This is a genomic window from Colwellia sp. MB02u-14, assembly GCF_014076915.1.
GTDB lineage: Bacteria > Pseudomonadota > Gammaproteobacteria > Enterobacterales > Alteromonadaceae > Colwellia_A.
In genome coordinates, this window is sequence record NZ_JACGUX010000049.1 from 125,373 (window position 1) to 151,727 (window position 26,355).

General features: G+C 37.3%; 21 protein-coding genes and 1 pseudogene. 9 read left to right on the forward strand and 13 right to left on the reverse strand.

Going from position 1 to position 26,355, the window contains the following annotated elements:
• Positions 1-18: 18 nt before the first annotated feature.
• From H4J52_RS04520 to H4J52_RS04530, 3 genes are read right to left on the reverse strand one after another with little or no spacing between them, the layout of a single operon-like run.
• Positions 19-807 (reverse strand): hypothetical protein, encoded by a 789-nt coding sequence (locus H4J52_RS04520; RefSeq protein ID WP_182177766.1) that lies wholly within the window; start codon positions 805-807, stop codon positions 19-21.
• A 24-nt stretch (positions 808-831) separates the two neighbouring features.
• Positions 832-1,296, reverse strand: coding sequence for a hypothetical protein (locus H4J52_RS04525; RefSeq protein ID WP_182177764.1), 465 nt, complete (start codon positions 1,294-1,296; stop codon positions 832-834).
• Positions 1,297-1,314: 18 nt separating this feature from the next.
• Entirely contained in the window at positions 1,315-2,286 is a 972-nt protein-coding gene (locus tag H4J52_RS04530) for a magnesium transporter CorA family protein (protein WP_182177762.1), read from the reverse strand.
• A gap of 213 nt (positions 2,287-2,499) precedes the next feature.
• On the opposite strand from H4J52_RS04530, the gene H4J52_RS04535 reads away from it, so the two are divergent.
• On the forward strand, positions 2,500-3,528 hold the full coding sequence (locus H4J52_RS04535; RefSeq protein ID WP_182177760.1) for a DUF21 domain-containing protein: 1,029 nt from the start codon (positions 2,500-2,502) through the stop codon (positions 3,526-3,528).
• 17 nt (positions 3,529-3,545) lie between these two features.
• Positions 3,546-4,397 carry a mechanosensitive ion channel family protein gene (locus tag H4J52_RS04540; protein WP_259367815.1) on the forward strand — a complete coding sequence of 284 codons (852 nt, stop codon included), beginning with the start codon at positions 3,546-3,548 and terminating at the stop codon, positions 4,395-4,397.
• Positions 4,398-4,542: 145 nt separating this feature from the next.
• Here the strand turns inward: H4J52_RS04540 and H4J52_RS04545 are convergent, their stop codons facing one another.
• The 4 genes and pseudogenes from H4J52_RS04545 to H4J52_RS04560 form a co-directional block, all read right to left on the reverse strand.
• Positions 4,543-6,372 (reverse strand): SLC13 family permease, encoded by a 1,830-nt coding sequence (locus tag H4J52_RS04545; RefSeq protein WP_182177752.1) that lies wholly within the window; start codon positions 6,370-6,372, stop codon positions 4,543-4,545.
• Positions 6,373-6,846: 474 nt separating this feature from the next.
• Positions 6,847-7,281 carry a RimK/LysX family protein gene (locus tag H4J52_RS04550; protein WP_182177748.1) on the reverse strand — a complete coding sequence of 145 codons (435 nt, stop codon included), beginning with the start codon at positions 7,279-7,281 and terminating at the stop codon, positions 6,847-6,849.
• 8 nt (positions 7,282-7,289) lie between these two features.
• Positions 7,290-8,326 (reverse strand): annotated as a pseudogene (locus tag H4J52_RS04555) (succinylglutamate desuccinylase/aspartoacylase family protein).
• A 14-nt stretch (positions 8,327-8,340) separates the two neighbouring features.
• Positions 8,341-8,760 carry a hypothetical protein gene (locus H4J52_RS04560; protein WP_259367816.1) on the reverse strand — a complete coding sequence of 140 codons (420 nt, stop codon included), beginning with the start codon at positions 8,758-8,760 and terminating at the stop codon, positions 8,341-8,343.
• A 149-nt stretch (positions 8,761-8,909) separates the two neighbouring features.
• Here H4J52_RS04560 and H4J52_RS04565 point away from each other — a divergent pair, with 149 nt between their 5' ends.
• From H4J52_RS04565 to H4J52_RS04575, 3 genes are all read left to right on the forward strand, one after another.
• On the forward strand, positions 8,910-9,758 hold the full coding sequence (locus H4J52_RS04565) for a LysR family transcriptional regulator (protein ID WP_182177744.1): 849 nt from the start codon (positions 8,910-8,912) through the stop codon (positions 9,756-9,758).
• A 65-nt stretch (positions 9,759-9,823) separates the two neighbouring features.
• Positions 9,824-10,645 (forward strand): alpha/beta fold hydrolase, encoded by an 822-nt coding sequence (locus tag H4J52_RS04570; protein ID WP_182224276.1) that lies wholly within the window; start codon positions 9,824-9,826, stop codon positions 10,643-10,645.
• Positions 10,629-11,549: a diguanylate cyclase gene (locus H4J52_RS04575; RefSeq protein ID WP_182177740.1), complete on the forward strand. Its 921-nt coding sequence runs from the start codon at positions 10,629-10,631 to the stop codon at positions 11,547-11,549. The genes H4J52_RS04570 and H4J52_RS04575 overlap by 17 nt, the downstream gene beginning before the upstream one ends.
• Before the next feature lie 90 nt (positions 11,550-11,639).
• On the opposite strand, the gene H4J52_RS04580 is transcribed toward H4J52_RS04575, so the two are convergent.
• Together H4J52_RS04580 and H4J52_RS04585 are read right to left on the reverse strand one after the other, a co-directional pair.
• Positions 11,640-13,826, reverse strand: a complete 2,187-nt coding sequence (locus tag H4J52_RS04580; protein WP_182177738.1) for an OsmC domain/YcaO domain-containing protein — start codon at positions 13,824-13,826, stop codon at positions 11,640-11,642.
• Positions 13,827-14,202: 376 nt separating this feature from the next.
• Positions 14,203-14,568: a hypothetical protein gene (locus H4J52_RS04585; RefSeq protein ID WP_182177736.1), complete on the reverse strand. Its 366-nt coding sequence runs from the start codon at positions 14,566-14,568 to the stop codon at positions 14,203-14,205.
• A gap of 153 nt (positions 14,569-14,721) precedes the next feature.
• Here H4J52_RS04585 and H4J52_RS04590 point away from each other — a divergent pair, with 153 nt between their 5' ends.
• Together H4J52_RS04590 and H4J52_RS04595 are read left to right on the forward strand one after the other, a co-directional pair.
• A complete protein-coding gene (locus H4J52_RS04590) occupies positions 14,722-15,696 on the forward strand; it encodes a tRNA-dihydrouridine synthase (protein WP_182224277.1) in 975 nt (324 codons plus the stop codon).
• Positions 15,697-15,959: 263 nt separating this feature from the next.
• The gene (locus H4J52_RS04595; protein ID WP_182177732.1) at positions 15,960-16,394 is read left to right on the forward strand and encodes a hypothetical protein; all 435 of its coding nucleotides are present in this window, start codon (positions 15,960-15,962) and stop codon (positions 16,392-16,394) included.
• Between the two features lie 82 nt (positions 16,395-16,476).
• On the opposite strand, the gene ggt is transcribed toward H4J52_RS04595, so the two are convergent.
• Both ggt and H4J52_RS04605 read right to left on the reverse strand, forming a co-directional pair.
• On the reverse strand, positions 16,477-18,240 hold the full coding sequence (ggt, locus tag H4J52_RS04600) for a gamma-glutamyltransferase (RefSeq protein WP_182177730.1): 1,764 nt from the start codon (positions 18,238-18,240) through the stop codon (positions 16,477-16,479).
• A 24-nt stretch (positions 18,241-18,264) separates the two neighbouring features.
• On the reverse strand, positions 18,265-18,837 hold the full coding sequence (locus tag H4J52_RS04605; protein WP_259366631.1) for a tRNA-uridine aminocarboxypropyltransferase: 573 nt from the start codon (positions 18,835-18,837) through the stop codon (positions 18,265-18,267).
• A gap of 157 nt (positions 18,838-18,994) precedes the next feature.
• On the opposite strand from H4J52_RS04605, the gene rrtA reads away from it, so the two are divergent.
• Positions 18,995-19,597, forward strand: a complete 603-nt coding sequence (gene rrtA / locus H4J52_RS04610) for a rhombosortase (RefSeq protein ID WP_182177726.1) — start codon at positions 18,995-18,997, stop codon at positions 19,595-19,597.
• A gap of 79 nt (positions 19,598-19,676) precedes the next feature.
• On the opposite strand, the gene H4J52_RS04615 is transcribed toward rrtA, so the two are convergent.
• Entirely contained in the window at positions 19,677-22,193 is a 2,517-nt protein-coding gene (locus H4J52_RS04615) for a prolyl oligopeptidase family serine peptidase (protein WP_182177724.1), read from the reverse strand.
• A gap of 307 nt (positions 22,194-22,500) precedes the next feature.
• Between H4J52_RS04615 and H4J52_RS04620 the strand changes: the two genes are divergently transcribed.
• A complete protein-coding gene (locus H4J52_RS04620) occupies positions 22,501-24,831 on the forward strand; it encodes a YgiQ family radical SAM protein (protein WP_182224278.1) in 2,331 nt (776 codons plus the stop codon).
• A gap of 60 nt (positions 24,832-24,891) precedes the next feature.
• Here the strand turns inward: H4J52_RS04620 and H4J52_RS04625 are convergent, their stop codons facing one another.
• The gene (locus H4J52_RS04625) at positions 24,892-25,557 is read right to left on the reverse strand and encodes an SDR family oxidoreductase (RefSeq protein WP_182177720.1); all 666 of its coding nucleotides are present in this window, start codon (positions 25,555-25,557) and stop codon (positions 24,892-24,894) included.
• Positions 25,558-26,355 lie beyond the last annotated feature (798 nt).

A 26,355-nucleotide genomic window follows, 5' to 3' on the forward strand; every position in this document is an offset into this window, starting at 1 on the left:
TGTTTGCTGAACTAATATTTACCCAAATAAATGACTAATTCTGCGTATTAATTCCCCATGCTCTGAAGACTCACGCGGAGCACTAATAGATTTGAGCAGAGACAACTTAGCCGAAATACTTTTCTCAACAATTAACTCAACATCAGCTGATTCATTTTCTATTTCGATAGTGATGCCAGATGTCCACAATTGATTTTTGTCATCGCCGTATAAGTGTAAGTAATTTACCGGAACATTAATTCTATTGATAATTAATGCTTTATCATGACTATTAATGACCATTATAGCTGTTGTTGCCCGATGAGGGTGTAAGTCTAATTCTTCAAGTTTAGTTTTTGCAGACGTATATTTCGCATAGCAGAGCTGACCATCAATGGTTGAACTGCCAAACCATGAATCAGAGGGGCGCCAAAAAGGTAAATCAACCAAACATTTGCCACTTGGAAATGTTTCAGCGTAAAACCAAATAGGTGTACTGATAAACAACTGTACTTTTTCACCAGCAAGAATAGTTAAAGGAGATGAAGGACGGGCAATAACAGGACGGTCTGCTAATTTTGGTAATACTTTTATTTTATCTGAACTGGCTTTCTCTAAAAATCGACCAATAATGGCATTGTTTTCTACGTTAAATTTTTCGCCGTCAGAAAGCACAATTTGGTGGTCTTCTTCTTGATTTTCAATGTTCCAAATATTCCACTCTGTGGCTTTACGCTTTATTAATATGGCTCGCTCGCCTACGCTCCAACACTTTTTCTCTTGTTGTTCATCAAAGGTAAACTCGCCCCACCAAATATTGTTACTCATCGTTCACTCTTTAAGAATTATTTTTTAAAGACTTATTTTAAATACTAAGTCGCCAAAACCCCAAATAAAGGTACCTGTCATCAATAAAGAAACCTCTAAAATACCCAGCTGATACCTAACATTGTCTTTAACAACGTCAATTTTATCGTCAAAGTTATCTTCAATCGTTTTAATTTCTTTTTCAATGTACTCTGCAGGCGCATTAATTTTTCTGAGCTTCATTTTTGCTCGTGATAAAACAACCCGATGTTGGATATTCAATTTACTTATTAACACTCTTTCAGCGATGATAGCGCCAATGCTTGACCAAACACCAAGCAACACAATTAAGCACCCACTTCGGGTCAGCCACTCTATTCCTAAAAATTGCGTTTTTGACAAATAATATCCCATAGAGATAAGAGTTAAAGAGAGTAACCAAGCCATTATTGGTTGCCGCTTTCTTATATTAATGACTTTATTTTCATAAAGTGTTTTTGAATCGCTCAATATTTTTCTCTTTTTAAATTACAACCAACGTTTTTTCTTAAACCAGACAATAAGCCCAACAGAAATAACTAACATCACTGCAAGTAGAGTAAAATAACCGTATTCAAATTTTAGCTCAGGTATGTATTCAAAATTCATCCCATAAATTCCCGCGAGGAAGGTCAAAGGAACAAACAAAGCAGTAATAACTGTTAACACACGCATGGTTGCATTTAACTGATGCGAGGTAACAGACATGTAACCATTAATTAAGTCACCACAAATATCATAATACATTTGAGAAAGACTCAGTAGTCGGTCAAGGCGCTCTCTTAAATCATTAACTGCATGTATTTCTTTGTCGGTAATCAGTAATGTTTCATCATCTTCAAGGTAACTGTTTAGGGTATTGCCCACAGTTACATGGTAATTAAACGTTCTTCTAATTTTAACTAACCGAGAACGATGTGCCGTAATTTCTCGCATGGTTGTATCGTTACCACTAACTTGAAACTGATCTTCAATTTTTTCTAAGTGTGCTTCAAAATCAAACAGCTGCTGTAGATAATTACCACAGCTACTGTGAAATATTTTCAACGCTAAATGTATTGGGCTTCTCGCTAAATACTTTTCACTGCTCGCGTTAAACAGTGTATTTATCGCAACAGAGCTTTCAGGGTGACCAGTAATTAATACGCGTTGACCGATGAACATACTGATTTGTACATGTTCAAACGTTAAATTGTCTTCTTTGGCAACAAAACCGCGGTATAGTAGAAAAATAAAATCACTAAACAGTTCTACTTTAGGGGGGTGTCTTTCTCTTTGCGCATCTAAAATAGCCAAAGGATGACAACCAAATTGAGTTAATATTTCTTTTTCTTGAGATTTTTCAACCTTATCAATATCAATCCATAGCGTAGTACTTTCATCTTGTTGCCATTGAGAAACTAGCTCTTGACCACCAATTATTATCGGTGAAGAAGGTGAAATCAACATACATTTAATCATGAAAAATCCTTTACTAGAATTACAAAATAGCGCTGATATCAGCATTACCTATCACAAGTTTTATAAAATTTTATAAACGACTCATTAATTTATAAATGATGCCATTATAGACAGCATTTTAGAATAAAGGTTAAATAATTAGTTGTGATCTCAGTAAGTAAAGTTAATACTTCACCCAATTAACGCTATTAATAGCCCGATTAGGATTATTACATGTCAACTGACATTATTACTTGGTGTGCTATCGCCTTTTGTATTACACAATCAGCGATTTTTTCAGGATTAAACCTCGCATTTTTTTCTATTAGTAGGCTTCATTTAGAGGTTGAAGCGAAAAAAGGCAACAAAGCCGCACAAACCATTCTACGTCTTAGAGATGATTCAAATTTCTTATTAACGACCATATTATGGGGTAATGTCGGCATTAATGTTCTGCTAACCATGCTGTCTGATTCAGTGCTTACCGGTGTCAGCGCTTTTTTATTCTCGACAATTGCAATAACCATTATTGGTGAAATTACACCTCAAGCTTACTTTTCGAGAAATGCTTTAAAAATGGGTAGCATGCTCGCCCCTATTATTCGTTTTTATCAGATCCTATTTTACCCTGTTGCAAAACCAACGGCGCTTATTTTGGATGCATGGCTTGGGAAAGAAGGTATTACCTATCTTGAAGAAAGCGAACTTAGAAGTATTATCCACCAACATATAACAGCCGAAGAAGCAGACCTTAATCAGGTAGAAGGTATCGGTGCGTTAAACTTTTTTGCCTTAGATGAAATACAAGTGACTGAAGAAGGTGAGATAATTGATCCTAAATCAATCATTTCCTTACCAACCAAGTTAGATTTACCTATCATTCCCGTGACACAACAAAGTCCTGACGACCCATTTTTAATGCAAGTGAATGAAACCAATCATAGCTGGGTAATACTCACTAATGAAGCCGGCTACCCATTACTTGTGCTTGACGCTGATGGCTATTCACGTGCAGCTTTATACCAACCTACCCATTTTGACCCTTACAATTACTGTCATCGCCCGGTAGTGATCACCGATGAAACAACCCCCTTAAATGAAGCCATGCTAAAAATGAAAGTTAACACTTCTATAGATAAAAACTTTGCTGGGGTGATAGAACACGACGTACTACTGATTTGGGGAGAGACCAAGCGTATTATTACTGGAGCCGATATCTTTGGTTTATTGCTTAAAGGCATGCTACCTAGTATCAGCAAGTAGGTTAATAAATATTTATTATGGAATGGATCAATAAAATGTACAGCTTCACCGAATTTACTGAGTTACTGTTTGAGTATAAGTTTATTGTTACCTTTTTAGTGCTTATGGCTTCTTTTTTGGTTAAAAATTTAATCATAAAAATAATAAAACTAAAGGCTAAACAAACTAAAAGATTAAAAATCAATATGGTAAGTAATATCTTTACCCTAATGATGATTATAGTACTTTTTAATCTTTGGTCTGAAGAAATTCAAAAGTTTGCTTTTTCTATTGCCGCTTTTATTGTGGCAATAGTATTAGCAACCCGAGAATTTATTCAGTGTTTTATTGGTTTTATTTATATCTTATCAAGTAGACCCTTTCGTATTGGCGACTGGATACAAGTAGGTAACTATGTCGGTGAAGTACATTCTACTGATTGGGCAAAACTGACCTTATTAGAAGTCAATAAAGATGATTATGAATATACTGGTAAAACGTTGTATTTACCGAATAGCCAATTGATAACATCAGTTATTAAAAATCTTAACTTCCTTAAACGATATGCTGTACATCATTTTACCATTGTGCGTAATGACTGTGTTAATCCTTTTGATTTCATGGAAACGTTATATGAAAAAGCGAACTTCTATTGCCATGACTTTAAAGATGTCGCTATTCGCTATAACCACCTTATTGAAAGTCGTTTAGATATAAAAATTGCAGGTCCTGAGCCTCATATTCAAGTCGCCACGTCAGAACTTGGCGATACACAGGTATTTTTCACTATTTTTTGTCCAACCGAAAGTGCTATGGAAATCGAACAAAAATTAACCGGTGATTTTATGCGTTTATGGTTTGAGCACAAAGCTTTAAAAGAGAGCCTTTAACCCGTCACTCCCCACTCCTCATTTTTTATTTGTTAAGTTATCTCGCCTCATCATTAATAAGGCTTTCATTTACCGATAATATATTATTGGTAAATCAGTGATTTGGGGCTTAGGGAAAACCAGGCGAATAGGTTGCCTACTTCCTTTATAAATATAGCCAATTTAACAGTAATGACAGTGTTACCCACATGAGAATAATCAACGGAATACCAACACGCATAAAGTCAGAAAAGCGATAACCACCAGCATTCATCACCAATAAATTAGTTTTATAAGCCATAGGTGTTGCATAACTTAAGTTGGCGCCAAACAGTACAGCCAAAATAAAAGGCTCCGCAGGCAAGTTCAGTTGACTCGCTACTGAAATGGCAATTGGCGTTCCAATAACAGCCGCGGCGTTGTTAGAAACAATGTTGGTCAGTATCGCTAATAAAAGCATTAAAGCCGACAAAACGCCCCCTGGCGGCAGGCCGAATGACAAGGCAACAAAAGCTTGGGCTATATATTCAGCCCCCCCCGTTGCCATCATCGCAGCACCCAATGCTAAAGACGCGGCAACAATTAAAATAACCTGAGTACTGAGCGCTGATGAGGCTTCTTGCCAATTTAAACATTTTGTTACTAACAAAATCAGCACACCACATATCGCACTAATTTCAATCGGTAAAATACCGAGTGCTGATGATATAACTACTGCCAACAAGGTGCCTAATGCAATGGGAGCTTTACTTGTTTGGGGTAACGACTCCGCACCATCGATAATGAGTAGCCCTTGTTTAGCTTTCAATAAATCAATTTGTTCTTGCTCTCCTTGTACGAGAAGTACATCTCCGATTTTCAATCGGGTATTGCCGATACTGCTGCGACCAATTTCCATAGCTTTACCCGCTCGATGCAATGCGACCACTGATATGCTGTGTTTTTGAATGAAATTGACTTGTTGTAAGGTCCGTCCTTCTACGCCCGAGCCCGCAATAAGAACTATCTCAGCCAAGGTTTGTTTGTCAGCTTTTAACGGATGTTCGTCATCAACTTTATTTAGCCCTGAGAATAAGGTTGCCCCTAATACCGATTCATATTCTTTTAAACGGTCGGGGTAATCATGAACTTTTAAACGGTCTCCCACCGTCAGTATTGTATCGGGTAAAGGCATAATATTCCGATAGTTTGCCCCGCGCTGAATACTTTCTATTTTTAACAGACCATCAGTCAAAGCAATTATTTCAGCAATTGCTTTCTCGTTAGCTACACTTTCTTCGTTGATATTAAGATAAGCGCTAAATAAACGTGGCGATGTATCAGGCATCGATGGTGTTCTACTGGGTAAAAGTTTTGGCGCAATTAGCCATAAATAAAGTACCGCAACAACAGAAGCAATAAGTGCAGGTTGAATAAAATCAAAGAGTCCAAATTCAACAGCGCCCATATTTTTTGCAATACTTACCACTAATAAGTTTGTAGATGTACCTATAGTCGTTGCCATTCCCCCAACTAATGTTGCTAATCCCATAGGTAACAACATCGGCGAAGAGTCTGTTTTAGTGCGCAATGAAACACTGATCAAAATAGGTAGCAATAGCACCACAACGGGAGTGTTATTAATGAAAGCACTTAAACCTCCAGCCAGAATAAGCGTTAACAGCAACGACAGTGCCGGACTTACTTTCCATAACTTGGCCAAATATCGTCCAATGGGCTCTAAGGCACCTGTACGGACGATACCCTGACCAATAATCATTAATGAACAAACTGTCACTAAAGCTTCATGACCAAAGCCAAAAAACAATGAACTGGGTTCGAAATGTATGCCATCTACGTAAAAAGGGAAAAATGCAAACGCCAAACACAGTACAGCGATGACAGCCAATGAAGAGGTCTCTAAGGGAATATCGTCTCGGCGAAAAAGATATAACGCCAATATGGTAATTAACAATACCGCTAAGGCATGATTATTGGGTAAGTCAGGAATAGTCAAAAATTAATACCACGTTAATTTAATTATTTAGCGGCTACAGCCACTATCTATAAAGCTGATTCCAAATAGATATGGTAAATGATTACAAGTTAACCGCGTCTATTCTAATTTTTTAATAACTATAATACGTGTTTTCAATTAAGTACATACTCGCTGATCAATAGATATTTTTTCCCCGAACTCGCTAAAGAGTGAACTATATCAGCTAAAAATGGCTGCAATAGCAATTCAGAACCACTGTAAAAAATAAATTTTAAACGGCATAACTTAACTGAAAGGCAATAGTAAGGAACTTTTAGTGACAAAAAATAGCGGTAATATGATCTGCATATTGTTAGGTTATTTGATGCGAGTTAACCCGCTATTTTTGATATTAGGTGTCAGTGAACGATTCACCTTCTATGGTAATGATCACAGAAGATGGATCGCTTGTAATGTATAAAGTTTATAGAGGAAACTTAAGTTAGCCAACTTTTATTTTGACCCTAAAAACACTTTAGAAGGGTCAACAAGAAACCGCTTACCAAGTGCTTCACGCCCTAACAACATTAAATAACTCATATCAGAGCGATCCGTTAACGTTATTTCAATTAACCAATTTTCTTCACCTAATACAATAGGCGTTTCAATAACATAACGCTCCTCAGACGTGCCGTTAGACGATTTAACTTTACGCATATCACTAATCGGGGCAGTACATTGCATCATAGTATCAACGTTATGCACATCAGGGTGAAGGTCAAAGATGACACTATGCACACCATCAATAATTGATTTCTTGATATTATCTACATGTAATGAAGAGGTTTTTGCCCCCGTATCTACCCGTACTTGTAAATCGTCAATCGCCAACTCAGGTAAACCGATTGACTCTAAACGCCCAATAATGACTTTACTCCCCTTTTTCATACACGCTCCTAACTCTCGTCGTTTTCAGGTAAAAATTGCTCTTGTACATTTTCGATATGCTCAGCAATTTCTTCGTCGTCTTCGCTGAAATATGCCACATGAAACATCGCTTCACCCTCTTGTACTAAGGGGATATTTTGTTTACCAATCAAAATACCTGAGCGTGTCGCTTTCACCGAGTCAAATATCGCCCCATAAGGGCTACCGATTTCCGCCATCACTTGCCCTTTCGTTATTTGGTCACCCAAGTTCACAATATTATGGACAATACCGCTCGCATTTGCCCGTATCCATTGACTGCCATTGGCAATAAAGGGCACCAGTTTTTTCTTCTTGCTACGGGCAACTTTTCTAATCATGCCTAAATGCTGTAAGACATTTAAAATACCTTTCATGCCCGCTCGAATTGAAAACTCATCAAAACGCAGTGCTTCACCCGCCTCATACAATAATATTTTCGTGTTGTTTTTAACCGCAGATTCTCTTAACGAGCCATCCACCAAAGTGGAATTCAACACCACCGGCACACCAAACACTTCCGCTAACGCTTTTGTGTCGGTATCAGACATATCTGCTCTAATTTGCGGGAGGTTTGAGCGGTGAATTGCCCCCGTGTGTAAATCAATACCGTAATCACAATGCTTGACAATTTCATTAAGAAAAATATGCGCAACACGTCCTGCTAAAGAGCCTTTAGCCGAGCCTGGAAAACAACGGTTTAAATCACGGCGGTCAGGCATATAACGGCTTTGATTCACCACGCCATACACATTAACCATCGGCACAGCAATCAGTGTACCTCGGGTGATTTTCAGTTTATTTTCAGTTTATTTTCATGAATTAAACGGCGAATGATTTCTATGCCGTTTAATTCGTCGCCATGTACCGCCGCGCTAATAAAAATAGTCGGTCCTGGCTTTTTAGCGCGAATGATATGAACCGGTAATGAAACATCGGCATCGGTATATAATTTAGCGACCGGTAAGTCTATTTTACGCTGCTCACCGGGTAAGATGTCGAACTCGCCAATACGTAATATGTCCATGAAATTCTCTTTAATTAACCGTTACCACGTGTTTTTGTGCTGTTTGGTTTGGCATGTTTTTCTAAAAACTCAAACACCATGCCAGCTACATTTTTACCTGTCGCCTTTTCAATGCCTTCTAAACCAGGCGATGAATTAACTTCCATCACCATAGGGCCATTTTGCGAGCGCAATAAATCAACACCACACATGTTTAACCCCATCGCTTTTGCAGCACTCACGGCGGTTTCTCGCTCCGCTTTCGATAACTTAACCACTTCAGCAGAGCCACCACGGTGTAAGTTAGAGCGAAATTCACCTTCTGCGCCTTGGCGTTTCATCGCTGCCACCACTTTGCCACCAATCACTAAACAACGAATGTCTGCACCGCCCGCTTCTTTTAAGCGGCGTGTCGAATAAAGGTTTTTGTTTCTAGACAAAATAACAACTTTCATAATAAATATTTGGATGAACACTCTTAATTTAATCAGAAAAAGTGAGTTAATAAGTAAAATCAAGTGTATAGTCAGTTTATTAAATAATATAGCGCTATATTTTGATGGGTTTAATCAAATAAATTGATTAAATAACTTCAGGGGTTTATATGAAAATTGAACTATTAAAGACATTTCTCGAAGTAAGTCGGACATTACATTTTAGAATAGCTTCTGAAAATTTATTCATTACTCAATCGGCGGTAAGTGCAAGAATTAAGTTATTAGAAGGTGATTTAGGTGTGTTGTTATTTGACCGCACTCAAAAGCATTTAAAATTAACTCCCGAAGGTAATCGATTAATAAAACATGCGAATGAACTTCTGTTTATGTGGCAAAAAACCAAGCAAGATGTCGGTGTAGCCGACAGCGACACTCATCAGCTAGTTGTTGGCTCTATGATGTCAATATGGGATATTGTTTTACAAGATTGGTTAAAAAAAATTCATCGTAATCTTGATGATGTTAGTTTATTGACTAACACTTACTCTCCATTAGAGCTGAGAAAAAGTTTGCTCAGTCGAGTAGTCGATATTGCTTTTTTATTTGAGCCTCCTTTTGTTAAAGACTTAATTACTGAAAAAGTAGCTACAGTTCCATTGCATTTGGTGACCACAGAGCCAAATGACATGGCAGAGACACTTTTATTAGACAACCATATTATGGTGGATTATGGAGAGTCGGTAAATGCACGTCACTTACGAGAATTCCAAGATGCGCCACCTGCAAGGCACTATATGAGCCAACCAAGAATAGCGCTAAACTTTTTATTAGACGCTGGAGGAAGCGCCTATCTTCCAAGACAAATGACTTTTGAGTATATCGAAAAAAACAAACTCTATATTGTTGAAAAGGCGCCAGTATACTCACGAGAGATATTTGCCGCTTACTTAGCTAAAAGCCAAAAGACAGACCTCATTGAACAAACCATTCAATTATTTCCGTCTGTGGTAATATAAATGTCATGTCAATGTTAATGTAATAACTTTTAGTCGCTATATGAAAATTTTTAATAGGAAATGTTATGCTGTTGTCAAATGATGTACTTGTTAGAAATAATGTAAAGTTGATTGGAAAAGGCGAAAAAACACTTTTTCTTGCTCATGGCTTTGGTTGCGATCAAAACATGTGGCGATTTTTAACGCCTAAGCTATTGAGTCAATTTACCCTTGTATTATTTGACTATGTCGGCTCTGGTGGTTCAGATATATCACAATACAACAAAAAACGTTATAGCGAACTTGAGGGGTATGCTGAAGATATTATTGAAATAGCTGAAGTGTTACAGCTATCAAATGCAATCTTTGTCGGGCACTCAGTAAGCAGCATCATTGGTGCAATTGCTGCTACAGAAAAGCCTAAATTATTTTCTAAACTTATCATGATATGCCCTTCTCCTTGTTTTCTGAATTTTCCTCCTGAATACTTGGGTGGTTTTGAAAGAGAAGATCTACTCGAGCTATTAAGCTTGATGGATAAAAACTATATTGGTTGGGCTGATTATTTAGCCCCCTTAGTGATAGGAAATGGTAATTCAACTGATTTAATAGGAGAATTAACGGGAAGTTTTTGTTCTACCGACCCTGTTATAGCTAAGAATTTTGCTGAAGCAACATTTTTATCTGATTATCGCTATATTTTAAAAGACATAAAGCAACCTTCGTTAATTTTTCAAAGTAAAAATGATGCATTAGCTGCCACGACTGTTGGTGAGTTTATTCATAGCCAAATAAAAAATAGTCAACTGGAAGTGGTTCTGGCTGATGGACATTGTTTACACATGACGCACCCGAACAAAATTGTCGACTTAATAATAGAATATGCAAACAATGACCACGACACGTAAAAATAAAGCACAAAGTAATATGCAAAATTATTCGCTTGATAGTTTTCCTTGTGGTGCTTTAGTCACTAACTCGTCCAGAATTATTACCTATGTTAATACATATTTTACCACTGAACTATTATGGCTACCCGAAGCGCTTATTGGTAAAAGTACAGATGTGATTTTCACAAAATCGTCAAAAATATTTTTTCAAAGTTATCTCATCCCAACACTTTTACATGAGAAAACGTGTGAAGAAATGCAGTTAATTATATTTAATGCTCAAGGAATACGCATTCCAGTAACTGTTAACGCCCATTTAGGTGATGATGGCTGTATTTATTGGAGCTTTTTTAATGCGTCTAAAAGAGACCAACTTTATAATGAATTATTAAAAACCCGCGAAACATTAGAAGAGCAAGCAGAAGCGTTGAAACTCCTTGCTTCTACTGACGAGTTAACCGAGTTATTAAATAGAAGAGAAATGAAATACCGAAGTGTTTTAGTCCTTGAGCAGGCAGCAAGATCTCATCAGTCGGTTGGTTTGTTAATGCTCGACATTGATTACTTTAAGAAAGTAAATGATACTTTTGGCCATTTAGAGGGGGATCGTGTATTAAAAGAGCTTGGTAAAAAGTTAAAAGCGTTTTGTCGACAAACAGACCTCGTTGCTCGCTTTGGTGGTGAAGAATTTTTGATCATGTTACCTGACACAGACAAAGTGAGTTTTTTATTATTTTGTGAAAGATTACATCAATTAATCGCTAACATTAAGGTTGATAACAAACCATTAACGGTAAGTATTGGTGCCAGTATTTGTGACGATAAAATATCATTTACTGACTTCTACGCTCAGGCTGATAATGCCGTATATAAAGCAAAAGAACTTGGCAGAAACAGAACCGAGATGTATAAAGCCGATTAATGCACGTTAGACTTAAAACTTGAATGTACAACGTTTAATAAAAAGCCAATATCTATAATAGATATTGGCTTTTTACATTATATTTTCTTGCTATTTTTCAGCCGCTATTTTACGCGCTTGATGTAATTTCTTGTAGCTTTCAATCAACCTCAGGTGCTTATCTAAGCCTTCAAGTTTCATACTTGTTGGTGTCAAACCATAAAACCTGACTTCACCAAAGACTGAACCAACCACTTGTTCCATAGTCTCTTCACCAAACATTCGATTAAAATTACCCATAAAGTCTTCAAGTTCCATCTCTTCCTCTAGAGTAACTTCTAATACAGCATGAACCGCTTGATAAAATAAACCGCGTTCAACTGTATTGTCATTGTATTGTAAAAACTCTCCAACTAATTCAATAGCTTCATCTAAAGCGCCTAAGGCAAGATAAATAAGAATCTTTAATTCAAGGATAGTGAGTTGTCCCCAAACAGTATTTTCATCAAATTCAATACCAATTAATGTTTTTATATCAATGTAGTTATCTTGTTGGCTATCTTCTAAACGCTCAACTAAAGCGACTAATTGTTCTTCATTTAAAATGTGGAGGTTTAAAATATCTTCACGGTATTCAAGTGACTTATTGGTATTGTCCCAAATAAGATCTTCAACGGGGTACACTTCTGAATAGTCAGGCACTAAAATACGACAGGCAGTAGCGCCAAGTTGATTAAACTCTGCAATATAGACTTCTTTGCCCAAGTCTTTAAAAATAGCCATTAAAACAGCATTTTCTTCTTCGTTGGTGCCAGAAAAATCCCATTCACAAAAGTCGTAATCATGTTTACGACTAAAGAAGCGCCAAGAAACAACACCGGTTGAGTCAATAAAGTGGTCAACAAAATTTTCAGGTTCTGTCACTGCCATGCTATTAAATGTAGGTTTAGGTACGTCGTTTAACCCTTCAAAGCTTCTCCCTTGAAGCAGTTCAGTTAAGCTACGTTCAAGCGCAACTTCAAAACTGGGGTGAGCACCAAATGAAGCAAAAACACCTCCCGTTTTAGGGTTCATCAGTGTTACGCACATCACTGGAAATTGACCTCCTAACGACGCATCTTTTACGACAACAGGAAACCCCTGCGCTTCTAGCCCTTCAATGCCTGCTAAAATACTTGGGTATTTTGCAATAACCGCTTTAGGTACGTCAGGTAAAACGATTTCTTGTGCAATAATTTGCTTTTTAACGGCACGTTCAAATATTTCTGACAAACATTGCACTTGTGCTTCAGGTAAATTATTACCAGCACTCATACCATTACTTAAGAATAAATTTTCAATGAGGTTTGATGGGAAATAGACGGTTTCACCATCAGATTCGCGTATATAAGGGATTGAACAAATCCCTCTTTCAGCTAAACCTGAATTAGTGTCTATAAGGTTTGACCCTCTTAGTTCGTCATCAGGGTTATAAATATCTAAACAGTACTCGTCTAGAATATCGCTGGGTAATTCATCATTTTCGCCCGGTTTAAACCATTTTTCGTTCGGGTAATGCACAAAGTCACTGTTAGCAATGTCAGTACCGAAAAACTGATCGTTATAAAAGAAATTACAGTTAAGGCGTTCGATAAATTCACCAAGTGCCGAGCAAAGTGCACTTTCTTTAGTCGTTCCTTTACCGTTGGTAAAACACATCGGTGATGCTGCATCACGAATATGTAACGACCAAACATTAGGCACGATATTACGCCAAGATGATATTTCAATTTTCATACCTAAGTCAGACAAAAGACCGGTCATATCAGCAATCGTTTGTTCGAGCGGCAAATCTTTACCTAAAATATAGGTACTGGCATCGTCATCTGACTGCCCCATGAGCATCGCTTGCGCATCTTCTTCAAGGCTTTCTACTATTTCCACCTTAAACTCTGGCCCACTTTGAACGACTTTTTTGACTGTACAACGATCGATTGAACGCACAATGCCTTTACGGTCTTTCTCTGAAATAGAGTCAGGTAATTCGACCTGAATTTGAAAAATTTGGTTATAACGATCTTCAGGGTCGACAATATTGTTTTGCGACAGTCTAATATTTTCAGTCGGAATATCTCGTGAATTACAATACACCTTAACAAAGTATGCAGCACAAAGTGCCGACGAAGCTAAAAAGTAATCGAATGGCCCTGGTGCAGAACCATCACCTTTGTATCGAATAGGTTGGTCTGCTATGACAGAAAAATCATCAAACTTAGCTTCAATTCTAAGATTGTCGAGATAATTAACTTTGATTTCCATTGAATAATTTCCGGAGTTTTGCGCTATAACTCATCTGTATCTGACTTTAGCGACTGCCTAGCGGCGGACTGTGATTAATAAACACTATTATCTGTTTTTTCGCGACATTAGTCTTGGAAAAAATACATTAATTAGTAAACAATGTGATTAAAATGAACATAGAGAGGAAAAAATGAAGAATAACTTTTATGTGGTTTTTTAAATACCGTAATGGAAACTGATGAAAAATCACTCCTGATGTATTTATAATTTTTTATAATTTTGATGCAAGTAATAACGTAAAGATGGCATTAAGCAATAAACATAACAAAGCTATTTTAATTTTAGATTAAAATAGCTTTGTGAAAAGTATATTACATTGAATTTTTATTAAAAATTAACCGCCACACTTTTTAGCTTTAGCTTTACCTTCGCCACATTTTCCTTCACCGCACTTACCTTTTTTAGCAGCTTTACCTTCGCCACATTTTCCTTCACCGCACTTACCTTTTTTGGCTACTTTACCTTCGCCACATTTTCCTTCACCGCACTTACCTTTTTTGGCTACTTTACCTTCGCCACATTTTGTTTTTTCGTCAGTTTTGCCTTCGCCACACTTTCCGCTAGCATCTACTGCAGTTATCGTTACAATACTTTGTGTTTCAAAAGGGTTAGTTTCTGCTTTTGCTGGTGTTGATACGGCAAGTGCTAAAGCAAATAGACCTAATAGAGCTGTCATTGATGATTTTTTCAAAATTTTCATTATGTTTTCCTTTAATTTTATAATTTTGGCACTACATATGTAAGCTAAAAACAAAGACCCTTGGCGTTATAAATAAATTTCAATAAAGTTGAAAAATATTTATTCATTTTTAGATAAATCTTATTACTCACATTTGAGGTTACCCGCTGTACTATGAAGACTCAAGTTAAAAAAGTTGTTTTAGCGCCAATGGAAGGTGTTGCCGATGCTTTAATGCGTCATCTATTAACCTCCTTAAATAATTATGATTTTTGTATTACAGAATTTCTACGTATCGTTGACCAACTATTACCTGAGCGGTGTTTTTATAAAGTGTGCCCTGAGTTAGAACAACAAAGTTACACGCAGGCAGGTACACCGTTAAGAATGCAGCTACTTGGCCAAGAGCCAAATTGGATGGCAGAAAATGCCGTTAGAGCTATAGAATTAGGTTCTCATGGTGTCGATCTTAATTTTGGCTGCCCAGCCAAAACCGTTAATAAAAACCGTGGTGGTGCCGCATTACTGAAAACCCCTGAAGATATTTATAAAATAGTGTTGGCAGTAAAAGAAGCTGTTGGCGAAGATGTGATACTTTCAGCAAAAATTCGTTTGGGCTTTGATGATGCCTCATTGTTAGACGAAATAGTTAGTGCAATAACGTCTGCCAATGCGGATCAACTTACCATTCATGCCAGAACTAAAGCCGATGGCTATCGTCCTCCCGCTTATTGGCACTTCATTGCTGACATTGTAAAAAAGTACCCTATAGAGGTTTTCGCGAATGGTGAGATATGGAGTTTAGCAGACGCTCACCGCTGTATTGAGGAAAGCCACACCCCAAATTTGATGCTTGGTCGTGGTGCACTTGCGCTACCAAATTTAGAAGCAGTAATAAAAAACAACCAACAGCCTATGCCTTGGCACCAACTTTGTTCGCTACTTAAAAAATACAGTGAACTTGAATTAGTTGGTGATAAAAGCTTTTATTTTTCAAGTCGATTAAAACAATGGTTACGCTACTTACGATTACAATATCCGGAGGCAGAACAATTATTTAATGATATTAAAACCTTAAAAGACAAACAAACGATTATAAGCTTATTAGATAAGTCATCCATTAATATCAGTCATAACGACTCATGCTAAAATATCTATACGGCTTAAACCAATCGATTTTTATTAAAAACCTTTAGTTAACGACTTAATGTAAAGATGAGTAATGAAAATCCCAGCACACTATTACTTGGTATTTTTATTACTGGGTCATTGATGAGAAATTAAATAGTTACTTTACGTTATTTAATTTTGATAATATTGCGATTTTTATAATATTTATCACTAACCAGCTAAAGATTTCAGGTAGTATATAAATATACTAATACGACTAATACGACTAATACTTGAAACTTATGAACTATTTAAAATTAATAATCATCTTATTTACTCTCCTACTTACTGCTTGTACAGAAGATGAAAGTGGAGATATCAAAGCGTCTGAAAGCCCAGAAGTTGTTGCGGTTGCTTTTTTTGATGCGCTTTACAATGAAAAAAATGTTAAAAAAGCGGCCAAAGTATGTAGCCCACAATTATCTCGAATTATCTTACATTACAAATCACCAAAAGCAGTTGCTCGCCATTTATTTAATATGTCTTACGATAGTGTTGTTGCATCACCCGACGATAGTGGTGTAAAAGTTCGTGAGCAATTTAAAGATGCAGCAGAAATCACTGTTTATTTTGACGGTTTGTATGACAATAATAGAATAAAAGACGTTAAACGCTTATCGCTCATTCAGATAGACGGCAACTGGGTTATTGATAAAATATTAAAAGATCCTTTCTAGTTTTTAACTGTAAATATAACGACTTACTTTTTGACCTGTCTACATTGACCTATCCGACCACCGGATAGGTCAAATAGTGAACTTACTCACCTAACACAAGCCCTTCCCTGCGCGGGTCCGCTCCGCCAATTAATCCTTTATTGGTCACTTCGATAGCATGAAGTCCACTGTTTAAATCTCTGATAATAATATGATGCCCTTTGGCTTCCAATGCTGCTTTTAGTAAGACAATATCAGTACCCTTTTCTAAGGTTGTTACATGATTACGGTTGGTCACTTTAGGCAAGTTTATCGCTGATTGTGGGTCTAATTCCCCGTCAATCACACCAATAATGGTTTGCGCTACATAATCAATGATCCGACTACCACCCGGAGAACCCACTACAAGTTTAAGAGACTTATCTGCATTAAAAACCATTGTAGGCGCCATAGAACTTCTTGGTCTTTTTAAAGGCTCAAGTCGATTAGCGACCCATTGCCCATTAACTTTTGGTGCTAAAGAAAAATCAGTTAATTGATTATTTAAAATAAAACCTTCTACCATAACCGCTGATCCAAATGCCATTTCAACACTTGTGGTCATTGATATTGCATTACCTTCACTATCAATAATAGAAATATGACTCGTTGAAGGTAACTCTAAAGCAAGATCATCTGCTTGCGCTAAAGCACCTTGTGGTTTACCTGCTTCAGCTTTACCCATATCGCTGTCAGTATTAATTAATGTTGAACGTTCTGCTAAATATTTGGGCGAGATGAGTCCGTCAACAGGTACATTAACAAAATCATCATCAGCAATGTATCTATTACGATCAGCAAACGCTAAACGTGAACTTTGTGTGAATAAATGCACTGTTTGTAAACTCGTCACTCCCTTTTCGGCTAACGGGTAAGACTCTAGTTGCCCCAGAAGTTGAATAACGGCAACGCCGCCTGAACTTGGTGGAGCCATACCACAAACGTTATAATCATGATAAGCACCACAAACTGCAGCGCGTTGCTTTGGCTGATAATGCGCTAAATCTTGCAACGAAAGTTTCCCTGGGGCTATGCTAGAATTTTGTACTGCATCAACAATTTTTTTGGCGATCCAGCCATGATAAAAAGGTGCTAAGCCTTCTTTTGCAAGACTACGATACACCACAGCTAGTTTTTTATTTTTTAAACGGTCGCCCGCTTTTATCGCAATATTATTAGGGAAAAAATATTTCTTAATTTCAGGAAGCTGACTAATACCTGGGTTGAATTGCATTGCGACCAATTTTTCTAGCCGCGGAGAAACTATAAAGCCCTGCTCGGCAAGTGCTATTGCTTCAACAAATAATTCCGCCCAGGCCAACTTTCCATATTGTTGATGTGCTTTTTTAAGTGCGGACAAGACACCAGGCACACCTACAGAGCGGCCACCAACCACCGCTTTTATCCAGGAAATGGCGTTACCCTTTTCATCAAGAAATAGTTCAGACGTTGCCTGTTTTGGCGCGGTTTCTCTGCCATCAAAGGTTGTTAAAAAATTTTTACTATTATCCCAATGCAAAATAAAAGCACCACCGCCGATACCAGATGACTGAGGCTCAACTAAGGTCAGTACCAATTGCACAGCAATTGCGGCATCGATAGCACTGCCCCCTTTTTTTAAAATATTAAAACCAGCTTCACTAGCATACGGATTAGCTGCTGCGATCATAAATTCTTTAGCGGTTACAGCTTGCTTTTGGATAACGCCCGTAGCCGCTTCTGGTTCTCGGTCTTCTTGTTTTTGTATAACTTCAGCTTGACTAGAAAATATAAAAGCAAGCGATAGTGCTATTATACTTAAGCGCTGAGAGAGTTGAAATCGAGACATAGTTTTCCTTAATAAATACATATACTAGTTGGGGTTAAACGATAACTGAAATTGGTTAAAGGCGACAAAAGACACTAATAATGGCTGGTATCTATTGGCTCTACCCTGCTGAGACTCTAATACACCCAGTGCATAACAACAGGCTTCTAACGATGATAGCGCATTTTTTTTTGTTGTTTTTCTTATTTTATACTGACCAACAATATCATTAGCTAAAGTAAAATGTGGAAGTCGTTGCAGCCACGTATTAGTCATGAACATTTTGTAGGATTTTTTCCAAGTACCGTCTAAAATAAACAAGCACTTAGGTGATAAAAAATCGCTACTTTTTTCACTTAACATCGTAGCGTCATCAGATGGGTACAAAACGGCACACTGGTGTTCATATTGCTTAAGCAACAATTGTATTTCGAGGTTGTCGGTAAAGTTTTCACCAATAATAACCTGGCTATTTTTTAATGACTGATGCAATAAGGTGACACTACCCTTACTTTGTTTTACTTCTAATGGGTGTTGTAAAATCACGACATAAATATCATTATCAACGACGGTGACTAAATGACATATACAGGATTTTTCAGGACGTTCACATTTCAAACAATATGCTCGGGTCATCAATTTGTACTTAGCTATATAATGATTAGAGAAATAGTTTACGCTGTTCGTTATTAAACGTTAAGAATATTTTCAATATAAAAAATAACATAAATACAGTAAAGTACATTTTTACTCTTTGTTTATATAAGCGCATTTAATGAGATTTACTTTTTCTAGCTTTCCCACAACGCCTCAACAAGTATCCGTCCCTTTACTCGTATTATCTATTTCTCTGCTTGCTTATATATTTGATGCTCGTTTAAGTGAGTTTTTTGTTTATCAGCGAAGTGTGGTCACCCAAGGTGAAGTGTGGCGTGTCTTTAGTAGTCATTTCTTTCATACCAATGGCTTTCATTTTCTTTTAAATGCGGCTGCTGTTGTGATGTTATGGGCTTTGCATGGCCAGTTTTATACGATAAAAAGTTATCTTGTGGTTTTTCTAATAAGTGCGATAGTTTGCTCTATTGGCATACATTGGTTTTCACCCAACATTGGACAATACGTTGGCTTGTCAGGTGTTTTACATGGGTTATTTATTTGGGGAGCTATTGAAGATATCAAAGCAAAAGAGCGGACTGGCTATTTATTACTGCTGGGGGTGATATTAAAAATAACTCACGAACAATACTATGGCGCAAGCAAAGATGTTGCTGACTTAATTGGGGCAAATGTCGCCATAAATGCGCATTTATGGGGAGCAATAGGTGGCGTACTCGCCGTATTTTTTTTAATGATAATAAAATCAAAAACTAAAAAGTAATTCTTTTAACCCAAATAAAAAAGGCACCACTCTTTATAGTTAAGAATGGTGCTTTTTGTTGTCTCATTACTGAATAAATTTACAACGTATTTTCGAATAACTTATAAATACGACGATATTCATTTAACCAAGAACTGGGTTGTACAAAGCCATGTGGCTCTACTGGATAAATAGCCGTTTCAAAGTCCTGCTTCTCTAATTCAATTAAGCGTTGCACTAAGCGCACGGTATCTTGGAAAAACACATTATCGTCAACCATAGGGGCATTAATCAATAATGGTTTTTCTAAGCCTTCAGCAAAATAAATCGGTGAACTTCTCTCATAGGCAATGGCATCATCTCCCGGAGTGTTCAGAATGTTAGAAGTATATCCATGATTATAATAAGCCCAATCAGACACTAAACGCAGTGCAGAGCCAGACTGAAATAAATCAGGCTGAGTGAACATAGACATTAGCGTTAAGAACCCGCCATACGAACCGCCATAAGTACCAATACGTTTACGGTCAACATTGGCATTTTCAACTAACCAGTTAACGCCATCACGCATATCTTGTACTTCAGGTTTGCCCATATGACGATAAATAGCAGTACGCCAATCACGTCCGTAACCTGCCGAAGCGCGGTAGTCCATATCTATCACAACATACCCCTGTTGAACTAACAAACTGTGGAACATGTACTCGCGAAAATAGCCTGACCAACCTAAGTGTGAGTTTTGTAAATATCCAGCGCCGTGACTAAACATCACCGCACGATTTTTCTCACTGGTTTTATCAAAGTTTTCAGGTAAATAAACACGAGAATAAACAGGTTCGTCTTGATATGAAGAGGGAACAGCAACCACACTTGGCGCAGTCCATGGCATGCTTAAAAATTTTTCAGAAACGGTATGTGTTAAACGTATAGCTGTCGCTTCATCATTAAGTGTTTGTACGTAGAGCTCTGGAGGCATAGCAACCGTTGAATGTTCAATTAAAAGCGTTGAATCATCAGGGCTCAATGAATAGTCATTCATGCCGCCTAAATCAGTTAACGCACTAAACTCACCTGACTTTATATCAACTTGATAAATCTCATAAATACCGGGGTGCTTTTTATTTGCTTTAAAGACAAAACGTGATTTGTCTTGCGTTAAGCTCACTTCGCTAATTTCAAACTGCCCACGTGTTAATTGTTTCGCTTTACCCTTTAAGCTTTTACTGTAGAGGTGCGAGTATCCCGTTTCTTCTGAAAGATAATAAAGCGTATGATCACCCTTTAACCAACCAAACTCATTAAAACTCCAGTTTATCCATGCATCATCATGTAAACGATGCTGTGACTCTAACTTGTTCTCCATTAAATTAACGGTGGTTAACCAACGGTCTTTGTTGTCCCAAGCCTCTAATAAAACGGCAACTTGCTTTCCATTTTCATGCCATTTAATCGGAGAATTTGCTTGCATAACATGAATGTTACGTTCAGATTTCGTTGACTCGTAGTCCTTACCTTCACGTTTATAATTTTCCGATTTTACACTGGCTAAAACATCTTCATCAGATCCCGGTAAAACATCATAAGATAACGGGAATTTTTGGCCTGACTTCAGATCAAGTAAAAAAAGTTCATCATTATATTGGCGATTATCTGCAACACGATGACGGACATTTTTCGATTTCACATGACCATCATTACCTATATAATTGGGCATAATATCGCTTTCAGCACGTGTAGATTTACCGTCACTAATACTAACAATGAGTTTGTCGCCATTGGGCGATAAACTGGCATGATTAATACGTTTGCCTGCACCTAAGTAAAAATCACTTTTGGTCAGTGTTGCATTTTGCGCTTTAAGCTTTTCTTTTTGATCTTTTCTTAATTTATTATTTCTTTTCTGCAGAGCAACATAGGCAATTAAATCATTCTGCTCACTGGCAATATAACTTTCATCACTTTTCGCATCTTTTGGATCTGCTATTAACTGTAAGTTTGCTAATTCGATAATTTTATTGCTAGATAAATCATGTTCAAAAATCTTATTGTCTACACGATAAGCAACATTACCATTATTTAAAAACATCGCTGAATGTTCATAGGCAGAAGTATAGGTAAGTTGTAGAACATTCAAATTAGCGAGTTCTTTTACAAAAACGTTACCTTCAAAAGTATAAATTTCGTGCGTATTAGCCATATTTCGTTGTGCATAGGTGTCGCTAACAATATGCATTTGCGCTAATTTTACTTTTTCAGCTTGAGGGCCTGTAATGGTTTGACGAAATAAATCATTTAACGCACTGCCAGCGCGTTTTTGTTTATAGAAGATCGTTTGATTGTCATCTCCCCAGTACCAACTCTTTGGTGAACGGCCCATCCAATCGGGATCAGACATGATTTTTTCGAGTGTAATAACAATATCGCCATTTGCTGACACTGAATCTACTGGCATCACTTTCTTAGCAACGGTGCTAAGTTTAACTTCTTTAGAGATTTTAGCCACGGCGGTTTTTGAAGAGTTATCACTTAAAATGGTTTCAGCTGATTGGTCGTTAGTCGTTGTTACACAGGCAACTAAAGACAAACTGATAGCAGCTGTTAATATTTTTATTTTCATAGGTAAGAGACTTATTTTAATAATGAATTTTAATAATAGAGAGCAGATAACTAGTTATACTCAACCCAATAAATTTATACAATCAAATAGTAAATTTAACTTGTGGCAATGTGTAATCTTATGCGACCAGCTACCATAAATTTGCGCCATAATGAGACTATACTTTCTATTAGTGCCATAACGACGATTAAGCCTACACTTAAGGCTATAATTTGCTATAATCGCGCGCCTCGTCTTGTACATCAAATCTAAACTTTGTGTATTGATCGAAGACAATAAAATTTTATTAACAGAATCTAGGCTAATTATGCTCACAAAAGTAAAAACCTCATTGTTCGAATACCCAAAATACTGGGCTGAATGCTATGGAACAGCGCCGTTTTTGCCCATGTCTCGTAGTGAGATGGATGTATTAGGCTGGGATTCTTGCGATATTATTTTAGTGACTGGCGATGCATATGTTGATCACCCAAGCTTTGGTATGGCTATAATTGGCAGAATGCTGGAATCTCAAGGATTCCGTGTCGGTATTATTGCGCAACCAGCATGGCATACAAAAGATGCATTTATGGAATTAGGTCAGCCTAATCTATTTTTTGGTGTTACTGCCGGAAATATGGATTCTATGATTAACCGTTATACCGCTGAACGAAGAATGCGTCATGACGATGCCTACACGCCAAATGATGAAGGTGGTAAACGTCCAGATAGAGCAGTAACAGCTTATACCCAACGTTGTAAAGAAGCTTATAAAGGTGTACCCGTAATTATTGGTGGTATCGAAGCCAGTTTACGGCGTATTGCCCATTATGATTACTGGACAGACAAAGTTCGCCAATCAGTTTTATTTGATTCAAAAGCAGACCTTCTCGTCTATGGTAATGCCGAACGCCCATTAATTGAAATCGCGCATCGCATCGCTAATGGTGAGGAAGTTAAAAATATCACCGATGTACGTGGTAGTGCCTTTTTGGCAAACCAAGTATTGCCAAACTGGAAAGGTATTGATTCTAGATCAATTGATAAGCCAGGAAAAATAGATCCTATTATCAGCCCTTATCAAGAGATAACATCTACTGATTGCTCTGAAAATAGCGCAGAAGCAGATGCGGCAACTGCAAACAATGACACTGATATAACCAAAACAGCACAAGTCATTGAGCTTTCACCACATAGGGCTGATCAACATAGGAATAAATCTTGGGCTGATAAGAAAAAGCCATGGGAAACCACCTATATTAACTTGCCTACTTTTGAACAAGTACGTGATAACAAAGTGTTGTATGCTCATGCTTCACGTATTTTTCATCAAGAAGTGAACCCTACTTCAGCTAAACCGATAGTACAGCGTCATGGCAGTAGAATTATTTGGTTAAATCCACCCGCAACACCATTAACAGAAAGTGAAATGGACGGTGTTTTCGGTTTACCTTATGCTCGCGTACCACATCCAAGTTACGGTGATGCAAAAATTCCTGCCTACGACATGATAAAAACGTCGGTAAATATTATGCGCGGTTGTTTTGGTGGTTGTACTTTTTGTTCTATAACAGAGCATGAAGGCAGAATTATTCAAAGTCGTTCGCAAGAATCAATACTCAATGAAATAAAAGATATTCAACTGAAAGTACCAGGTTTTACCGGTGTAATATCTGATCTAGGCGGTCCAACCGCAAATATGTATCAGCTGAATTGTAAAAGCGAAAAAGCCGAAGCAACGTGTCGTAAACCTTCATGTGTATGGCCAACAATATGTGGGCATTTAGATACAGATCATACACCTACTATCGAGTTATATCGTGCAGCAAGAAAGATCCCAGGTATTAAAAAGGTATTGATAGCCTCAGGTGTTCGATATGATTTAGCGATTCAAGATCCAGAATACGTTAAAGAATTAGCAACTCATCATGTGGGTGGTTATTTAAAAATAGCCCCTGAGCACACTGAAGAAGGTCCTCTAAATAGTATGATGAAGCCTGGTATGGGCAGCTATGATAAATTTAAAGAAATGTTTGATCATTATTCTAAGTTAGCGGGTAAAAAACAGTATTTAATTCCTTATTTTATCTCAGCGCATCCTGGTACAACAGATCGTGATATGGTGAATTTAGCACTTTGGTTAAAAAGTAATGACTTTAAACTTGACCAAGTACAAAATTTTTACCCTTCACCTTTAGCAAATGCGACAACTTTATATCATACAGAGATAGATTCACTGCGTAACGTCAATAAAAACAGCAAGACTGTTGCCGTACCTAAAGGTACTATCCAGCGTCGCTTGCATAAAGCTATTTTACGTTATCATGATCCGGCTAATTGGCCGATGCTTCGTCAAGCTTTTACTAAAATGGGCTTAGGAAAGACACTAATTGGTTCTAAACCAGGATGTCTTGTGCCAAACGAAACCCGCGGCGAGAAAGATCAACAGCATTATAAAAATAATGGTAAGGGGAAAAATAACGCTAAAGGTAATAAAACCACTTTTGGTAAGAAACCAGTGGCGGCGAAAACAGGTTATGGTAAAAAACCATCAACAAGTTCTCCTGCAGAGAAAAGTAAACAAGGTTTGACACGTTTTTCTGAAAACCAATTTGAGGATAGAAAACCAAAGCAACCTTTTGGTAAAAAGAAAAAATAGGTTTTTTTGATATTAACGACCAGATTACTTAATAATAATCTGGTTGTTATTTAGGCATACTTACCAAGGGAGTACTTGACCATTTGAGTGCATAAATACACCACTATTTTTCATCATTAAATTATTAATTAGACCTACAATTCTTTCTGCGGACACATCAGCACTTATCTCTCCATTATTATTAACCATATCAGTTTGTACATATCCTGGGTGATAAATCCCTACAGATATATCCTGAGCAGCCAAATCTTTACTTAAAGACATAGATGCTGCATTAAGTGCGGCTTTAGACATACGATACCCATAACGACCGCCTGAATCATTATCACTTATTGATCCCATACGAGAAGTTATCATCGCAATTTTCCCATCAGGGTTTAAATTACTTTGCAGTGTGTCTACTATTCTTAATGGCGCTAACGCGTTAATTTCGAACTGCTCCCTAATAGTATTGATATTCATGTCAGTTAAATTTTCATCACGTAAAATGCCCGCATTACAAACTAAAACATCGATACCAATACCACTAAGCGCCCTATTCATATTTTTAATGCCTTGATCTGTCGCTACATCAATATCAGCGATAATGTGAACCGAAAGCTCTTCTAACTCTTTAGAGCTAATTCTACATAAAGCGTAAACATTATGACCCTGTGCTTTAAATATTTTTGTCATTGCTAAGCCAATACCACGATTAGCACCAGTGATTACAACATTATTACTCATCAGAAATTTCCTTTTATAAAAGTGTTTAATAGTATTTCATTACAGTTTATCTAAAATACATGCAGTTTATATAATAAAATTTAAATACTAGACAAATATATTAAAATTGAAATAGTTTTATTTTATCTCAAACAGCAAAATCGCGGATCATTAGGAGCGGGCTGTTCTTCGCATAAATCTAACCACAAGACCAAAGAACAAGAGGTAACTTTAGGGAGGTTAGCCTAACTCAGTTTCTTAAAGGCCAAACAACAAAAATCCCAACTCGTTTGAATTGGGCTTCTCTAATTAGACATGAAGAAGGCCTTACGCTCACATTTTCTTTACTCAATATAAGTCACACTCCTGTTGGTGCGACTACTTTACAGGTATAAATGCTGTATTTTTTAAACGCCAGAAAGCAAAAAACCCGTAGCATAAGCTACGGGTTTCTGACGTGTAGGGATATACTAATGTCGCGTTACCTTAATAGGCGCGGAGAATGTCTTACGCTCACATGTGCTTTACTTCGATATAAGCCACACGACCGTCGGCGCACCGGTAATGCTGTGGCGATTTCGGTCTATTTTTGTTGTTTTTCAAATGCCAGACAGCAAAAAGCCCGAGGCTTTCGAATCGGGCTTCTCTTAATATTCGTGGAGAATGTCCTACGCTCACATGCGCTTTACTCAACATAAGCCACACGACCGTCGGCGCACCGGTAATGCTGTGGCGATTTCGGTCAATTTTTGTTGTTTTTCAAATGCCAGACAGCAAAAAGCCCGACTCTTTCGAATCGGGCTTCTCTTAATAGGCGCC

Excerpts from the sequence above, each read along its gene's own strand:
- H4J52_RS04520 (WP_182177766.1), bottom strand. The coding sequence starts at position 807 with ATGAGTAACAATATTTGGTGGGGCGAGTTTACCTTTGATGAACAACAA.
- H4J52_RS04530 (WP_182177762.1), bottom strand. The coding sequence starts at position 2,286 with ATGATTAAATGTATGTTGATTTCACCTTCTTCACCGATAATAATTGGT.
- H4J52_RS04535 (WP_182177760.1), top strand. The coding sequence starts at position 2,500 with ATGTCAACTGACATTATTACTTGGTGTGCTATCGCCTTTTGTATTACA.
- H4J52_RS04540 (WP_259367815.1), top strand. The coding sequence starts at position 3,546 with ATGGAATGGATCAATAAAATGTACAGCTTCACCGAATTTACTGAGTTA.
- H4J52_RS04550 (WP_182177748.1), bottom strand. The coding sequence starts at position 7,281 with ATGAAAAAGGGGAGTAAAGTCATTATTGGGCGTTTAGAGTCAATCGGT.
- H4J52_RS04560 (WP_259367816.1), bottom strand. The coding sequence starts at position 8,760 with ATGAAAGTTGTTATTTTGTCTAGAAACAAAAACCTTTATTCGACACGC.
- H4J52_RS04565 (WP_182177744.1), top strand. The coding sequence starts at position 8,910 with ATGAAAATTGAACTATTAAAGACATTTCTCGAAGTAAGTCGGACATTA.
- H4J52_RS04570 (WP_182224276.1), top strand. The coding sequence starts at position 9,824 with ATGCTGTTGTCAAATGATGTACTTGTTAGAAATAATGTAAAGTTGATT.
- H4J52_RS04575 (WP_182177740.1), top strand. The coding sequence starts at position 10,629 with ATGACCACGACACGTAAAAATAAAGCACAAAGTAATATGCAAAATTAT.
- H4J52_RS04580 (WP_182177738.1), bottom strand. The coding sequence starts at position 13,826 with ATGGAAATCAAAGTTAATTATCTCGACAATCTTAGAATTGAAGCTAAG.
- H4J52_RS04585 (WP_182177736.1), bottom strand. The coding sequence starts at position 14,568 with ATGAAAATTTTGAAAAAATCATCAATGACAGCTCTATTAGGTCTATTT.
- H4J52_RS04590 (WP_182224277.1), top strand. The coding sequence starts at position 14,722 with ATGAAGACTCAAGTTAAAAAAGTTGTTTTAGCGCCAATGGAAGGTGTT.
- H4J52_RS04595 (WP_182177732.1), top strand. The coding sequence starts at position 15,960 with ATGAACTATTTAAAATTAATAATCATCTTATTTACTCTCCTACTTACT.
- ggt (WP_182177730.1), bottom strand. The coding sequence starts at position 18,240 with ATGTCTCGATTTCAACTCTCTCAGCGCTTAAGTATAATAGCACTATCG.
- rrtA (WP_182177726.1), top strand. The coding sequence starts at position 18,995 with ATGAGATTTACTTTTTCTAGCTTTCCCACAACGCCTCAACAAGTATCC.
- H4J52_RS04615 (WP_182177724.1), bottom strand. The coding sequence starts at position 22,193 with ATGAAAATAAAAATATTAACAGCTGCTATCAGTTTGTCTTTAGTTGCC.
- H4J52_RS04620 (WP_182224278.1), top strand. The coding sequence starts at position 22,501 with ATGCTCACAAAAGTAAAAACCTCATTGTTCGAATACCCAAAATACTGG.
- H4J52_RS04625 (WP_182177720.1), bottom strand. The coding sequence starts at position 25,557 with ATGAGTAATAATGTTGTAATCACTGGTGCTAATCGTGGTATTGGCTTA.